At 51.4% G+C, this 14,721-nt stretch carries 13 protein-coding genes; 7 read left to right on the forward strand and 6 right to left on the reverse strand.

Annotated features, from left to right (window positions below):
* Nucleotides 1–74: 74 nt before the first annotated feature.
* From ACTJI9_RS06825 to ACTJI9_RS06840, 4 genes are all read right to left on the reverse strand, one after another.
* Complete coding sequence (locus ACTJI9_RS06825; protein ID WP_115052070.1) at nt 75–761, reverse strand: DsbA family protein; 687 nt, start codon at nt 759–761, stop codon at nt 75–77.
* Between the two features lie 131 nt (nt 762–892).
* A complete protein-coding gene (locus tag ACTJI9_RS06830) occupies nt 893–1,393 on the reverse strand; it encodes a DUF721 domain-containing protein (RefSeq protein WP_440806817.1) in 501 nt (166 codons plus the stop codon).
* A 24-nt stretch (nt 1,394–1,417) separates the two neighbouring features.
* Nucleotides 1,418–2,392 (reverse strand): NAD-dependent epimerase/dehydratase family protein, encoded by a 975-nt coding sequence (locus ACTJI9_RS06835; protein ID WP_440806820.1) that lies wholly within the window; start codon nt 2,390–2,392, stop codon nt 1,418–1,420.
* Nucleotides 2,393–2,409: 17 nt separating this feature from the next.
* On the reverse strand, nt 2,410–3,729 hold the full coding sequence (locus ACTJI9_RS06840) for an O-antigen ligase family protein (protein WP_115052076.1): 1,320 nt from the start codon (nt 3,727–3,729) through the stop codon (nt 2,410–2,412).
* A gap of 84 nt (nt 3,730–3,813) precedes the next feature.
* Here ACTJI9_RS06840 and mutY point away from each other — a divergent pair, with 84 nt between their 5' ends.
* Both mutY and ACTJI9_RS06850 read left to right on the forward strand, forming a co-directional pair.
* Complete coding sequence (mutY, locus tag ACTJI9_RS06845) at nt 3,814–4,893, forward strand: A/G-specific adenine glycosylase (RefSeq protein ID WP_440806951.1); 1,080 nt, start codon at nt 3,814–3,816, stop codon at nt 4,891–4,893.
* Nucleotides 4,890–5,501 carry an HAD family hydrolase gene (locus tag ACTJI9_RS06850; RefSeq protein ID WP_115052079.1) on the forward strand — a complete coding sequence of 204 codons (612 nt, stop codon included), beginning with the start codon at nt 4,890–4,892 and terminating at the stop codon, nt 5,499–5,501. Before mutY ends, ACTJI9_RS06850 begins: the two co-directional genes overlap by 4 nt.
* Nucleotides 5,502–5,597: 96 nt before the next feature.
* Here the strand turns inward: ACTJI9_RS06850 and ACTJI9_RS06855 are convergent, their stop codons facing one another.
* Nucleotides 5,598–6,731, reverse strand: coding sequence for a site-specific DNA-methyltransferase (locus ACTJI9_RS06855; protein WP_115052081.1), 1,134 nt, complete (start codon nt 6,729–6,731; stop codon nt 5,598–5,600).
* Nucleotides 6,732–6,939: 208 nt separating this feature from the next.
* On the opposite strand from ACTJI9_RS06855, the gene ACTJI9_RS06860 reads away from it, so the two are divergent.
* A complete protein-coding gene (locus ACTJI9_RS06860) occupies nt 6,940–7,626 on the forward strand; it encodes an HAD family hydrolase (protein WP_115052083.1) in 687 nt (228 codons plus the stop codon).
* A gap of 33 nt (nt 7,627–7,659) precedes the next feature.
* Here the strand turns inward: ACTJI9_RS06860 and ACTJI9_RS06865 are convergent, their stop codons facing one another.
* Entirely contained in the window at nt 7,660–8,265 is a 606-nt protein-coding gene (locus ACTJI9_RS06865; RefSeq protein ID WP_307283367.1) for a hypothetical protein, read from the reverse strand.
* 141 nt (nt 8,266–8,406) lie between these two features.
* On the opposite strand from ACTJI9_RS06865, the gene thrC reads away from it, so the two are divergent.
* The 4 genes from thrC (at nt 8,407) to ACTJI9_RS06885 (ending at nt 14,717) form a co-directional block, all read left to right on the forward strand.
* On the forward strand, nt 8,407–9,813 hold the full coding sequence (thrC, locus tag ACTJI9_RS06870) for a threonine synthase (protein WP_307283364.1): 1,407 nt from the start codon (nt 8,407–8,409) through the stop codon (nt 9,811–9,813).
* Between the two features lie 100 nt (nt 9,814–9,913).
* A complete protein-coding gene (locus ACTJI9_RS06875) occupies nt 9,914–11,209 on the forward strand; it encodes a M16 family metallopeptidase (protein ID WP_115052088.1) in 1,296 nt (431 codons plus the stop codon).
* Nucleotides 11,210–11,215: 6 nt separating this feature from the next.
* Nucleotides 11,216–11,797 carry a GNAT family N-acetyltransferase gene (locus tag ACTJI9_RS06880; protein ID WP_307283360.1) on the forward strand — a complete coding sequence of 194 codons (582 nt, stop codon included), beginning with the start codon at nt 11,216–11,218 and terminating at the stop codon, nt 11,795–11,797.
* A 40-nt stretch (nt 11,798–11,837) separates the two neighbouring features.
* A complete protein-coding gene (locus ACTJI9_RS06885) occupies nt 11,838–14,717 on the forward strand; it encodes a bifunctional diguanylate cyclase/phosphodiesterase (RefSeq protein WP_115052209.1) in 2,880 nt (959 codons plus the stop codon).
* Nucleotides 14,718–14,721 lie beyond the last annotated feature (4 nt).

The raw sequence follows: 14,721 nt of genomic DNA on the forward strand, positions 1-14,721 counted from the left end.
CCTTTCCAAAAACGATGCCCAGAATCGAAACGGCGGACGCAATTTCGCGCCCGCCGGAAATTTGATCGCGGGTATTAGAGCAGGCCGTCAATGATCGCTGACATTTCGTCAACCGATAGGGCTCCCGAATACTTGGCACCATTGATAAAAAAGGTTGGAGTTGAATCCACACCGAATTCTTTGGCACCGCGCTCACGCACAGCATTCACATCATCCAGAAGCTTTTGGTTCGTCAAGCAAGCTTTGAATGACTCCTGTGTAAAACCGGCCAATTTGGAGATTTGAAGCAGTGGTTCCTCGGCATTTGCTGCCGCAGCCCACTGTTCCTGCTGTTTGAACAACACTTCTACCATTGGATAGTAGCGATCTTCCGGTGCGCAACGTGCCAGCATAAAGGCTGCAGCAGCGCGCGGATCAAACGGAAATTCGCGCAGAATCAACTTGGCCTTGCCGGTATCAATGTACTTTTCCTTGATAGTCGGCAGAGTGGTGGTGGAGAAATGCGCGCAATGCGGGCAAGTCATCGAAGCATATTCGATGATTGTTACGGGCGCATCGGCCTTGCCGAGAACCATGTCCTTCAAACCGCTTGCTGCAACAAGCTTGGCCTCGTCTACCTTACCTGTCGAGGCTGGTACTTTTACGTCCTTGGGTGCCGCAGCTTCCTGCGCCCATGCGCCCGTACCCGCCGTTAAAGCAATGGCTGCTGTAGAAATAGCCGCAAGGCCCAGGATTTTTCTGCGATTCAACAATTCAGTCATCAGGGTCACCAGTCTCCGGCGTTGATCATGCAATTACAAAGTATTGCAGCGTTAAAGCTCGATGGCAGTCTCTTTAAGGCAGCTTTACCATTCTGTCTTTGAATTTTTCGTGATGAGAATGCAATCCCGTCTCAACGTCTGTTCTTTTCAGCATGAATGCTTTGACCAAGTTTTTGCAGCGCTTCGCGGAGATTTTCATCCTCAATATTCTCCACCGAATGACTGATCTTGGCGCGCGTAGTAGCATCAACAGGAGGAAGCTCACGGCGCTTTACAATAGGCAGTGCCACAGGCTTTTGCTCAATTTTGATACGTCCGACTGCTGCAAAGCCGAGAAAGGCGTTGACGCGGCTGATAATCTCACCGGTTTCATGGCTGATCCGCATCGCCGTAAAACCCTGGCAAGCAATAATCAACGTTGCAGGCTGGAACGGATCATCCTCATGCGCCCTACGGGGCCAGAGCAGCTTTAGCGGGCGTGATTGTTGGCCGAGATCTGGTCCAACGACTTCTTCCCATGACTGCACGAGTTCTATGGTGATCCCGGCGCGCTTGCGAAGGACAGGATCAAGAATGCCCGCTGCAGGATCGGCAAGGGGCCGAAAACCCTTTTTGCTGCGATCATTAGTCATGAAAACAAGTCATATACGAATAATTCATCGGCCATTATAGCCGCGAAACCACTCAACGAACAATGGAAGGCCATCCTCAAGCGCCATGGTGGGCGTAAATCCAAGATCACGCGAGGCCAATTCAATGTCGGCATAGGTGCGGACCACGTCGGCAGCCGGCATTGATTCGAATTTCTTGATAGCTTCCCGGCCACAAGCCTGCTCGATGATTTCTATGAAGCGCATAAGCGCAACAGGCTTGTTATTACCCAAATTATAGATGGGCGCGGTTTCATTCGGGTGAGATAATATGCGGCGGACAGCGCCATATACACCATTGACGATATCATCAATGAACGTGAAGTCGCGCTCCATATTGCCGTGATTATAAACTTTGATCGGCTCTCCCCGCAAAATTGCGTCGGTAAAGAGCCATGGAGCCATGTCAGGTCGGCCATAGGGCCCATAGACCGTAAAGAAGCGCAGTCCGGTCGAATTTACATTGTGGACACGTTTGTAGGAGTGAGCGAGTAGTTCCGCCGAGCGCTTGGTGGCCGCGTAGACCGAAACCGGTTGGTCAACGGGATCATTTTCAGCAAACGGTACCTTTTTGTTCGCGCCGTACACCGACGACGAACTGGCATAGACAATGGGGGGGCATTTGGTCATTTTGCGGGCTTGTTCAAAGATAGTCACCTGGCCCTGAACATTCGCATCGACGTAAACTGCCGGATTTTCAACCGAATAGCGCACCCCGGCCTGTGCAGCCAGATGTACTATGATATCCGCGTCAAGATCATGGACTATCGCTGAAGCCAGCTCTTGCGGGTTGGCAATATTAGCTTGTACAAACCGATTACCCCGCTTGCCCTGTAGAACAGAAAGACGGGTCTCTTTGAGCGCAACAGGGTAATAATCATTGAGATTGTCGATCGCGAGAACGTCAAATCCCTCACTTACGAGACGGCTCGCCACGTGAAATCCGATAAACCCCGCCGCACCCGTTACAATTGCCTTCATTTAATAGATTTTCTCACTCAACTTGTTCGTTCGCCCAGGGCAATTTTATCGGTTTCCGCCAGTTCAGCTGTTTGCGAAACCGAGAGATAGACCGCTTCTCCCGCGATCCAGCAAAGCACTATCGTGAGATAAACGAACACCGCATCAGTTGCATCATGACCAAACATGATCCCGAATGTACCGGTAACCACATAACTGGTTACAAGCAGAAGTGAAATGGCAATTGCAATATCACGACCAGGTCCACGTTTTTTTCGAAAAGCGGCGATAAGTGGCGCAGCTAACAGCGCCAATACCCCTAACAGGCCGACAATTCCTCCATCGACAGCAGCGTTTAAAAAGCCATTGTGAACATGCGTAAACAACAGTTTTTTCCCTCCGGGCACATCCAGAGCGCTATTCACCTTCTCCATGCGATTTTGGGGGCCATAACCCATCAAGGGCGCTTGGAGAAAGGCTTTCATTCCCCCTTCCCATAAAAGCATACGGGCCTTTAAAGAGCTTATCTCGTTTGGCTTTTCATCGAGCAAGGAAATATCCGATTCCAGCGCGTGATAACGCTCTTTTACCTTCAGTCCGGCAATGGCAAGCACAGCGACAATAAGAATGGCCAAGACCACCTTGATCGATCTACTGACTACTGGGAGTTCCTGACCACGCAAATACCAGAACAGGATCACAAAATTGAACGGCATGACGAGCCACGCGGATCGGGTACCCGAAAGGAATGCGCACAGAAGTCCACATGCAAACCCCGCAACCGCTATTATACGCTCCGTTTTGCTCTCTGAATGCGCGTTTAAAAGCGAAATACTGCCAAACAATACGGTAAACAGTCCGAAGACAGCGGCATTACCTGCACCACCTTCCGCTCGAATGTCGAGAAAAACGGCCTGTATGATGCTGAAAACCAAAGACCCGATCATTCCGAGCCCGGCACCGGTGATCAAAAACGGGATCAAGCGCCCCGAGATGCTAACGCGAAGCCTCGGAATGACGAACCAGATTGCCAGGAAAGGTATCATCTTCAACAGGAACGTCTTGTCATCTGATGCATTGGGGTGCATGACGACTGACAACACGGTCGTCAAAACAAACAATGTCACGCATGACGCGACTATTTTGTCGGTGCGTGTGAGTTCAAATGGAAAGCGCTTCACGGCAAGTGAGATTAATGCCCAAGCGAACGCGCAAACCAATATTACTGAAGTTCCACTTGCGAGAAGTCCTGGAAAAAGCGCAAAAATAAAAGTGAAAATACGATTGTTGCGATCAATCCCCACATAATGCCCCTTTGAAGGGATCAGTAGCGCCTTGGTCAACTGCTCTGGAAACATGACGGTTCCGAATATGACTGAAACTGGCACAATCAGCCAATTTATGAATAACGTATTTCTACCCTGTAACGCAGTTTGTGATTGATGCAACCCATAACGACAAAACTGGTAAAATGGTATGATGCCCACCACAGGATTTTGCCGTGGCGGATTTCCCCAAGTGAACGATCACAAGGGAAAATAGCAGATCCTTATCGCATCTGGCTGTCAGAAATCATGCTGCAACAGACAACTGTTGAAGCGGTAAAGCCATATTTCAACGCCTTTACAAAAAAATGGCCGACGGTTGCCCGTCTCGCCGCCGCCAGTCAGGACGATGTGCTAAGGGCCTGGGCTGGCCTCGGCTATTATTCCAGAGCACGCAATCTGAAAAAATGTGCCGACATCGTTTCCAATCTTTATAATGGCCGATTTCCAAGTGAAACTCCCGATCTGAAAGCTCTGCCGGGAATAGGTGATTATACTGCTGCGGCTATCGCATCCATTGCATTCGATAGGCCTGTGGCCGTTGTCGACGGAAACGTGGAACGTGTCATCACACGGCTTTACGCCATAACCACCCCTCTCCCTTCGGCCAAACCAGCAATACGAGCAAAGATGCAGGCGCTTACCCCGAGCGAACGACCGGGCGATTTTGCGCAGGCCATGATGGATCTCGGAGCAGGTATATGCACACCAAAACGACCGGCATGCATTATTTGTCCTGTCAATGATAATTGCCAGGCACTGAAAACAGGAGAGCCGGAGTTCTTTCCGGTGAAAGCTCCTAAGAAGGATAAGCCTGTTCGCCTTGGAGCCGCGTTCGTCGCCATTTCTTCCGACAATGAAATCTATCTTCAAAGCCGAGCGGAAACAGGACTGCTGGGTGGCATGGCCCAAGTGCCAACAACGGCGTGGACGGCACGGATTGATGGAGATACCCGAATCGACGCAGCGCCTTTTCCCGCGGACTGGACACCAACAGGTAAAATTACGCATGTTTTCACGCATTTCGAACTGCGTTTAAGCATCTACAAGGCTGATGGTATCGCGGCCCGTCCAGGTGTTGGCGGCTGGTGGGTGAAAGTCGAAAATCTTCATCAAGAGGCGTTGCCGACGGTCATGAAAAAGGCCATTGCTGCTGCCATCCCAGACGCTTTTACGAAAAGAAGGAAACCGGAATGACGCCCGTCAAGCATATCGTATTCGACATTGGTATGGTTCTCATCGGCTACGAGCCGGATGTCGCATTTCGCGAGCTAATTCCGGATGCAGCTGAGCGGAAATGGTTTCTCGAAAACGTCTGTACAAGTGCGTGGAATATTGAACAAGACCGCGGCAGAAAATGGCCCGAAGCCGAGGCCCTGTTGATCGCAGAATATCCTGACCATGAACATAATATTCGAGCGTTCAGGCAAAACTGGCACATGATGATCACTCATTCCATTGATGGCAGCGTTGAAATAATGCGCAAACTTATTGCCGATGGCCATGACGTTACAATGCTTACGAATTTTGCTTCGGACACATTGCGTGAGGCGTGGGAACGCTTTCCGTTTCTCACCGAAAGCCGCGGCGTTACGATTTCAGGTGATATTGGCCTCATCAAGCCTGATAGGGCCATTTACGATCACCACGTCAAAACATTTGGTGTCGATCCAGCTGCAACATTATTCATTGACGATAGCCCGAAGAACGTTGTTGGCGCGCAAGCGGCGGGCTGGCAGTCGATACAGTTTATCGACCCTGATACGTTGAGAACTGATCTTAACAAACTCGGCATTCAGGTCTGATTTTATCTCACCTTGGAACAAAACAAAACGCCCGAGGCCAAGCCTCGGGCGTTGGTGTATCGGAACGGCGCTGGAGATCACCGCCGATCAGATTCCTCAAGCTCCGGCGGAAAGCATCCCGCTACGAACCTGCTTGCGCAGTTCATCGATAGGCTTCAGCGAGCCTTCATCCTCGTAGTGCCAGAAAGTCCAACCATTGCAGGCGTCGAATCCCTGCACTTTCGCACCCATGCGGTGGATAGACCCTGCATCGCCGCCTGTTGTGATAGTGCCGTCAGCCCGAACAATGGCAGCATGACGTCCGCGTGCATCGCTCAAGATCGCGCCAGGCCTTAACATGCCGGACTCGACAATGCTCCCGAACGCGACCCGGGGCTCGGCACGCTTGCTTGTCATCACTGTCAGTTCAGCGCCTGCCAGCGGCTCCACAGAATCGATCCGAGCTGTCGCAGCGTCGATATACTTTTGCTCACGCTCGATCCCGACGAAGTGCCGTCCGAGACGTTTTGCAACCGCGCCGGTTGTTCCAGAACCGAAGAACGGATCGAGAATGATATCACCGGGCTTCGATGACGCCATAAGTATCCTAGCAAGGAGGGCTTCAGGTTTCTGCGTCGGGTGAATTTTGTCGCCATTCTCATCTTTAAGACGCTCTCCCCCTGTGCAAATCGGGAAAAGCCAGTCCGATCGCATTTGCAGATCGTCATTGGCTGCCTTCATGGCCTCATAATTGAATGTGTAGCCTTTCGCCTTCTGATCACGCGATGCCCAAATCATGGTTTCATGGGCGTTCTGGAATCGGCGTCCACGAAAATTGGGCATCGGGTTGTTCTTGCGCCAGACTATATCGTTGAGCATCCAGAATCCGAGATCCTGCATGCTTGCGCCAACGCGGAAAATATTGTGGTAAGAGCCGATCACCCAAATCGTGCCATTAGGCTTCAAGACGCGGCGGCAGGCCAGTAACCAGGCTCTGGTGAACGCATCATAGGCCTGAAAACTCTCAAATTGATCCCAATGATCGTTGACAGCATCCACTTTGGATTGATCCGGTCGATGGAGATCACCTTCAAGCTGCAGATTGTAAGGCGGATCGGCGAAGATCACATCAATCGAATGATCGGGCAACCGGTTGAGGGCTGCAACGCAATCCCCCTTGAGAATCGTATCAAGCCAGGACGCTTGCGGTGCGGACTGGGGAAGTTCATTCACGCGACGGACAACAGACATGGGATACTCGATTACTGGAGACGCTTTACTGATCCTTATGGTTACCGCGTAGGGTAAATATCGCGTTAAGAGCAGGTAGATCATGAGTTGACCGAAGAGCTTTTCTTTGACGCATGGCCGATAAGGGTGTAGTCGATGCCCGTAATCCCCCCAATTGACCCGAGGCGTGCATTATTTGCCGCACACTATTCCGGACAGGTATTATTCAATGGAACCCCAACTCATAATCTTCGACTGCGATGGCGTGCTCGTTGATTCAGAATTCCTCGCTGCCGAAGTTGAATCTCAATTACTGACGCAATCGGGTTATCCGATTGACCCAGAGACAATCGCTGAACGTTTTGCGGGTCTGACATGGACCGATATACTGCTACAGGTCGAGAAAGAATCCGGCATTCCGATTTCAGCATCACTGATCGAAGAATCGGCCCGCCAGATGGACCATAAATTGCGCAATGAGTTGAACGTCATTGAGGGCGCAGAACAGATTATAGCCTCGCTGAAATACCCAAAGTGCATTGCTTCCAACTCGATCAGTTCTTCACTGAAAATGATGCTTGAGCAAAGTACGCTTTACGAGTTGTTTTCCCCTCACATTTTTTCCGCACGCGAAGTGGGGACACAAAAGCCAAAGCCAGCGCCGGATGTCTATCTGTTTGCCGCCAAGCAATTCAATGTGAATCCGGCAAATGCCATCGTGATAGAAGATTCCACGCATGGCGTGCACGCTGCACATACGGCTGGCATGCGCGTTATTGGCTTTACCGGTGGCTCGCACACCTATCCCGGCCACGCCGACAAGCTTACTGACGCCGGTGCCGAAACGGTTATCAGCCGTCACAGGGATTTGCCGGCCACCATCGAGGCCATGTCAATCTGGTCAGAAACTGTTTAAATGAAGAAAAAGCCGGCTACTGCCGGCTTTTTCTTACTTTTTTCTCGATTTTTTGGGCGCATCGCCTGATTCATCAAAACCGATAAAGACTTGAATATTTTGAGCCGAAGGTTTTGGGAAAGAAACGTTCGCATCGTTGAAAACAAATTGTGTTGCGGCACTACCGTCATTCGCTGGAACTGCCTGATGGTGCAGTTTCGAATAGAGAACTTCAGTACCCTGCACGACGGCGACACGGATCGGCACGTTCACAGTATTGGGCGAAAATTTCGGCCCGGGCACGATTTTACCAGCAATGGCAACATTCATCGTCATATTGCCTTCAACGGTGCTGCAGGATCGTGTCTCATTGGAGATTGAAGCTTGGTAAATCAGATTATCTGGAGTTTTTTCGGCTTTTCCGTAGTTCGTCAAAACGGATGTGCCCTCACGAATAGTAACTTGCGGGCAGAAAGCCAATAGTTCTGAAGCTTTGATACGCTCCTGGGCCTGGCCCAATGCCTGGGCTTTCGGACTATTGGGATCTTCCGTTTTTGAGCCACTCGTAGAACAGGCGCTCAGTCCCACAGCAAAGACCAAAGCACAAACTGGGGCGTAAAGTTGATAGAAAGGCTTGGAATTATGTGTTTTTGACTTCATGAACAGAACTTTCCCCAAAGAACGAAGCTTGACGAACCGACATGTTCTATACCAACGGTAAGCAAATAATGCGACGGGCTTCATCAGCTTTTTTACCAGCACGATATCGGCACTCTTAGACAAGGTACACAAGGCGAAAATATGAAATACATCAGTACCCGCGGCGAAGCCCCTAAACTTGCCTTTTCCGACGCGCTTCTGGCGGGTCTGGCACGCGATGGCGGTCTCTATCTTCCGGAGCATTTTCCACAGTTTTCCGCTGCAGAGCTTCGTTCGCTTCGTGGGAAAACCTATGCTGAGATCGCGATTCATGTCCTGACGCCCTTTATCGACGGCGATATTGATCAGTCTGATTTCGAGCGTATGGTACACGAAGCCTATGAAACATTTCGTCATGATGCGGTTTGTCCCATCGTTCAAACCGCGCATAATGAATTTGTTCTAGAGCTCTTTCACGGGCCCACCCTCGCCTTCAAAGACGTGGCGATGCAGTTGCTGGCCCGTCTGATGGATTACATACTGACACAGCGCAATGAGCGGGCCACCATAGTAGGAGCAACGTCCGGAGATACAGGCGGCGCAGCCATTGAGGCTTTTGCCAATCGCGACAGGACAGATATTTTCATCATGTTTCCGCACAACCGGGTTTCCCAGGTGCAGCAGCGACAGATGACGACATCCGGCGCCCCCAACGTGCATGCATTGGCAATCGAAGGAAATTTCGATGATTGTCAGTCGCTCGTCAAAGGCATGTTCAATGATTTGAACTTTCGCGACACCCTGTCATTATCAGGGGTCAATTCGATCAACTGGGCACGTATTATGCCCCAGATCGTCTATTATTTTACCTCGGCACTTTCCCTCGGCAGTCCTGATCGCAAAATATCCTTTACTGTCCCCACCGGGAATTTTGGTGATATTTTCGCTGGTTATGTGGCAAAACGCATGGGCCTGCCAATCGATCAGCTGGTCATCGCAACGAATGACAATGACATTCTGACCCGCACGATCGAAACGGGGAATTATGAAACGCGCGGCGTTCTTCATACGACATCGCCGTCCATGGACATTCAAGTGTCATCGAATTTCGAACGGCTGCTATTTGAAGCACACGGTCGGGACGCCGAGGCTGTCCTGCGCCTGATGAATAATCTGAAACAATCCGGCAGCTTCGTGATTGGGGAGCCCGCGCTGAGCAAGATACGCGAAGAATTTGGCGCTGGCCGGTCAACGGCAGCAGAAACAGCCGAAACAATCGGTCAAATGCTTAGGTCCACCGGTTATCTCATGGATCCGCATTCTGCCATCGGATTGAAGGTTTCCCGTGAGAAAATTCCAGCAGATCAGCAGAGCGTCGTTCTTGCGACAGCCCATCCCGCAAAATTTCCAGATGCTGTAAAAGATGCCAGCGGAGTAAATGCCGATCTTCCGGCGTGGCTCGGCGATCTGATGGGACGAAAAGAACAATATACGGTACTTCCCAACGACCTGAAAAATGTGAAAGAGTATATTAGCCAACATTCGCGTGCGTCACCTCATAAGCTTTAAACGGATTGAGCGGTGATGAACAAATACAAGGTGCTGCTGCGTATAGTGTGCTTCCAGTCCGGATGTACGGCGCAGCAGGGCGGCAAGTGAGGAGCATTGCATGGGCGTTGAAATCAGTCGCCTCTCCAACGGTTTGACGATTGCGACAGAGACAATGCCGCATGTGGAGAGTGTAGCACTTGGCATCTGGGTAAAAGCAGGGTCGAGAAGTGAGGCGAAGAACCAGCATGGCATGGCTCACCTCCTCGAACACATGGCATTTAAAGGGACCGAAAATCGCTCCGCGTGGAAAATTGCGGCCGATATTGAAGATGTTGGCGGCGAGATCAACGCAGCAACCAGTGTCGAGACGACATCATATTATGCTCGCGTTCTGCGCGATGACATGCCGCTGGCTATCGATATCCTCACCGACATCATGACAAGTTCCAAGTTTGATGCAGACGAACTTGAACGTGAAAAGAACGTCATTATGCAGGAAATCGGCGCTGCACATGACACGCCCGATGACGTTGTTTTTGACCGTTTTACCGAGGCATCCTTCAAAAATCAGACTATAGGCAGGACCATTCTCGGGACACCTGAGACCGTTCAATCTTTTTCCTCAGCCGATCTGCGCCAGTATATGGATGAGCAATACAGCGCCGAACGCATGGTCGTCGTTGCCGCAGGCGGCGTAAAGCACGACGAATTTGTGCGCGAAGTTGAAAAACGTCTCGGCTCATTCCGGGCAAAATCCACTGCGCCTGAGGCTGATCCAGCACATTATGTCGGCGGTGATTTCCGGGAAGAGCGGGAATTAATGGATGCTCAATTGGTCATTGGCTTTGAAGGTCGCGCTTATCACGTGCGTGACTTCTACGCTTCGCAATTGCTCTCCATGGTGCTTGGCGGGGGAATGTCTTCGCGGCTTTTCCAGGAGGTGCGGGAAAAACGCGGATTATGTTATTCCGTTTATGCTTTTCACTGGGGCTTTTCCGATACCGGCATTTTTGGCATTCATGCCGCAACTGGCCGAAGCAATCTTAAAAAGCTTGTTCCCGTCATTATCAACGAGCTACACGAAGCTGCACGCAATATCTCCCAGGAGGAATTGAATCGCGCCCGCGCACAGTATCGTGCGAGCCTGCTGATGTCGCATGAAAGTGCTGCCAGCAGGGCAGGACAAATCGCAAGGCAGATCATGCTTTACGGTGAACCTGTATCAACGGAAGCGCTGGTCGACCGGCTGTCCAAGATTACGGTCGAGCGGCTGACAGATCTTGCAGGCCGATTGTTTCTGGATACGACACCAACGATTGCCGCTGTTGGTCCAATTGGTTCATTAATGAAATTTGATGACGTTCGCAACGGTTTGACGTCAATATCGGCAAGCCCGCGAAAAATCGCTGTCTAAAGTGCGATGATCGCGCTGCCGTTCCTGAAAAGTGCACCCCCGCCCCTTCAGGGCGAGCGGCTGTATTTACGTCCACCTCAACTTTCGGACTATAAGGCCTGGGCAACGCTCCGCGCGCAAAGCCGTGATTTTCTGGTGCCTTGGGAGCCGCTCTGGGCTGTAGACGATTTGGAGCGAAGTGCATTTCGCCACAGGATCAGGCATTATGACGAGGAAGCGGCTGCCGGAACGGCCTATCCCTTTTTCCTGTTTCGCAACACCGACTCGCGCCTTATTGGTGGCATTACCCTTGGCAATATTCGCCGCGGTGTGGGGCAGAATGGCATGATTGGCTATTGGGTTGGCGAGCCGTTTGCCGGTCAAGGCTATATGTATGAAGCTCTTCGGCTAATTATACCCTATGCTTTTACCAAGCTAAGGTTGCACCGGCTGGAAGCGGCCTGTATTCCAAGCAATGAAAGATCTATCCGGCTTCTCGAAAAAGCCGGATTTCAGAAGGAAGGACTGTTACGCTCCTACCTCAAAATCAATGGTATGTGGCAAAACCACCTGCTCTTCTCGCTTATTGAAGACGATCGGTGGCGGTAACCAAGCAAAGGTATTATCGGTGGCTTTATTGACTGGACATATGCTGAGAAGCTTGTTGCGCATGTGTGTCCTTATCGTTTCGTTGTTGGCTCTTCATGCGACCGCTCAAGCATTTGAAACCATCAAGATCACCAAGGAAAGCACTGCGCTTGACCTGTCAAAGGCGGTTGAAGTTTACAGAAATCAGGGCGAGACCTTTCAGGTTTCCACCGCGCCCGGCACCGATGGTATTGTTCGCCGCATCGAAGTGCCTGCAAATGACAAACGAGCGACCGGTGACTGGGCTGCATTCGCCCTGGCAAATCCGACCGACGAACAGATCGATCGCCTGATCGTTGTACCGCATTTCCGGCTTGTCGGCTCTGGTTTTATCTGGCCAGATCTAGGCTCCACCCGCATTACTTCCATCACGCCCAGCGAAGGTTTTGCGCTCGACCGGCAGGCAAGTGAAGACGCCGATATCTTTCTGATTACGCTTAACCCGGGCTCTGTCATCACCTTGGTTGCCGAATTGGCGTCTCCCAATCTGCCGCAGGTTTATGTGTGGGAGCCCAACGCTTACAAGGATACGGTCAATTCTTATACGTTGTATCGCGGGATCCTGTTGGGTATTGCTGGGCTACTTGCCCTGTTTCTCACCATTCTGTTTGTGGTGAAGGGAACTTCTCTTTTTCCGGCAACGGCTGCTTTGGCATGGGCCGTGCTGGCCTATATCTGCGTCGATTTTGGTTTCTGGAACAAGCTGATCGAGATAACTCCTGGCAACGAACAAGTCTGGCGCGCTGGAACGGAAGTTGCGCTTGCTGCAACATTGGTGATTTTTCTATTCACCTACCTGAATCTCAATCGGTGGCACGACAATTTCAGCTATGGCGCGTTAACGTGGATTCTGGGGTTGGGCATTGTCTCCGGTGTTGCCATCTTCGATCCTCCGATTGCTGCTGGCATCGCCCGCTTCTCGTTCGCATTAACGATTCTGTCGGGCACCTTGTTGATCGGGTTTTTCTCGTTCAGGAGCTATGATCGGGCGATCATGCTGATACCGACATGGATGCTGTTATTGGTCTGGTTGCTTGGAAGCTGGCTGACCGTATCCGGCATTCTGTCCAATGACATCATCCAGCCGGCCTTGGCTGGAGGATTGGTGCTTATCGTCCTGTTGATCGGTTTTACCGTCATGCAGCACGCATTTTCTGGGGGTGCATTGCAACAAGGCCTCTTCTCGGACGTAGAGCGGCAGGCCTTGGCCATTATCGGCTCTGGCGATATCGTCTGGGATTGGGATGTGCCGCGTGACCGCGTAGTGACCACTCCTGACCTTACAAACTTTCTTGGGGCGTCGGCCAGTTCACTTCACGGTGCCGTCCGCAACTGGCTACCAACTTTGCATGCGGATGATCGCGATCGTTTTCGCACTACACTTGATGTCATTCTTGAAAACCGGCGGGGCCGGATATCGCAGACCTTCCGCCTGCGCGCCAATGATGGCCATTATTATTGGTATTCATTGAAAGCACGGCCCGTGATTGGCTCTGACGGAGAGATTGTGCGTTGTGTCGGTACGCTAATTGATGTGACTGAGCAGAAGAAGGCGGAAGAACGCCTGCTTCATGATGCTGTTCACGATAATCTGACGGGACTGCCCAATCGCGAACTGTTTCTTGATCGCCTGGGTTCAGTTATCACCATGGCGCAGACAGAAAGCAAACTGCGTCCAACGATTTTTATCATCGACATTGATCGTTTCAAGCAGGTCAATGACGGCCTTGGCATGTCCGCAGGTGATACTTTCCTGCTCACAATATCGCGTCGTCTGCACCGGCTGTTGCGGCCGCAGGATACGCTGAGCCGCCTGTCGGCAGATCAGTTCGGCCTTATTCTGGTATCGGAAAGCGAGCCTGCGAAAATCGCCGCCTTTGCCGAAGCGATCAAACAGGCAATTCGTGCGCCCATCGCCTTCTCGAAACGCGAAATCGTACTCACCGCATCGCTTGGGTTGATCACATGGACTAGCGGCACGTCGGCCTCGCCAGAAGACCTGGTCAAAGACGCCGAGCTTGCCATGTATCAGGCGAAAAGGTTTGGAGGGGACCGTATCGAGCCATTCCGCCCTGCTTTCCGTGCAGTCGGAAGTGACCGTCTTCAACTTGAATCTGATTTGCGCCGCGCGCTTGAGCGCCGCGAAATTCATATGGCTTATCAGCCGATCATACGCCTGGAAGACAATAGCATTGCCGGTTTTGAAGCCCTTATGCGCTGGGATCATCCCCGCCGAGGCTCTATACCGCCATCGGAGTTCATACCCATTGCCGAGAGTTCCGGCCTGATTGTCCAGCTTGGCCTGTTTGCAATGCACCGTGCTGCTGAAGATCTTGTGAACTGGCAACGCAATCTTGGTGCTAACCCGTTATTCGTATCGGTGAATATATCCAGCAGCCAACTGATCCGCCAGGATTTGATTGATGATGTGCGATCCGTATTGCTGCAAACACAGATCAGTCCAGCCAGCCTCAAGCTGGAATTGACCGAGTCTCTTATGATGGAGAACCCGGAGCGGTCCGCTTATGTGCTTTCGAGCATCAAAGCGATGGGTGTCGGCGTTTCGCTCGATGATTTCGGTACGGGATACTCCTCCCTGTCCTATCTGACATCTTTCCCGTTCGACATGATCAAGATTGACCGGTCTTTCCTGAAGGCGGAACAACCTCAAAAGGTTACGCTGCTGCGATCGATGATCAGCATGGCGCATGATTTGGGACTATCGGTGGTCACGGAAGGAATCGAGAACGAAAGCGATGCGCTACAACTGCGTCAAATGGGATGTGAGTTTGCCCAGAGTTTCATGTTCAGCCCTCCGCTGACTTTGGATGTAGCAACTAAACTTCTACGCGATCAGTTCCAGCAATCCAAGGCATCCTAGTTTC

This window comes from Phyllobacterium sp. 22552 (assembly GCF_052044585.1).
Classification (GTDB): domain Bacteria; phylum Pseudomonadota; class Alphaproteobacteria; order Rhizobiales; family Rhizobiaceae; genus Phyllobacterium; species Phyllobacterium ifriqiyense.

Bases quoted from the DNA above. Each gene is read 5' to 3' on its own strand.
- ACTJI9_RS06830 (WP_440806817.1), bottom strand. From the start codon at position 1,393: ATGACTAATGATCGCAGCAAAAAGGGTTTTCGGCCCCTTGCCGATCCT.
- ACTJI9_RS06880 (WP_307283360.1), top strand. From the start codon at position 11,216: ATGATCGCGCTGCCGTTCCTGAAAAGTGCACCCCCGCCCCTTCAGGGC.
- ACTJI9_RS06875 (WP_115052088.1), top strand. From the start codon at position 9,914: ATGGGCGTTGAAATCAGTCGCCTCTCCAACGGTTTGACGATTGCGACA.
- ACTJI9_RS06865 (WP_307283367.1), bottom strand. From the start codon at position 8,265: ATGAAGTCAAAAACACATAATTCCAAGCCTTTCTATCAACTTTACGCC.
- ACTJI9_RS06840 (WP_115052076.1), bottom strand. From the start codon at position 3,729: ATGTTTCCAGAGCAGTTGACCAAGGCGCTACTGATCCCTTCAAAGGGG.
- ACTJI9_RS06885 (WP_115052209.1), top strand. From the start codon at position 11,838: ATGCTGAGAAGCTTGTTGCGCATGTGTGTCCTTATCGTTTCGTTGTTG.
- thrC (WP_307283364.1), top strand. From the start codon at position 8,407: ATGAAATACATCAGTACCCGCGGCGAAGCCCCTAAACTTGCCTTTTCC.
- ACTJI9_RS06835 (WP_440806820.1), bottom strand. From the start codon at position 2,392: ATGAAGGCAATTGTAACGGGTGCGGCGGGGTTTATCGGATTTCACGTG.
- ACTJI9_RS06850 (WP_115052079.1), top strand. From the start codon at position 4,890: ATGACGCCCGTCAAGCATATCGTATTCGACATTGGTATGGTTCTCATC.
- ACTJI9_RS06860 (WP_115052083.1), top strand. From the start codon at position 6,940: ATGGAACCCCAACTCATAATCTTCGACTGCGATGGCGTGCTCGTTGAT.
- mutY (WP_440806951.1), top strand. From the start codon at position 3,814: ATGCAACCCATAACGACAAAACTGGTAAAATGGTATGATGCCCACCAC.
- ACTJI9_RS06825 (WP_115052070.1), bottom strand. From the start codon at position 761: ATGACTGAATTGTTGAATCGCAGAAAAATCCTGGGCCTTGCGGCTATT.
- ACTJI9_RS06855 (WP_115052081.1), bottom strand. From the start codon at position 6,731: ATGTCTGTTGTCCGTCGCGTGAATGAACTTCCCCAGTCCGCACCGCAA.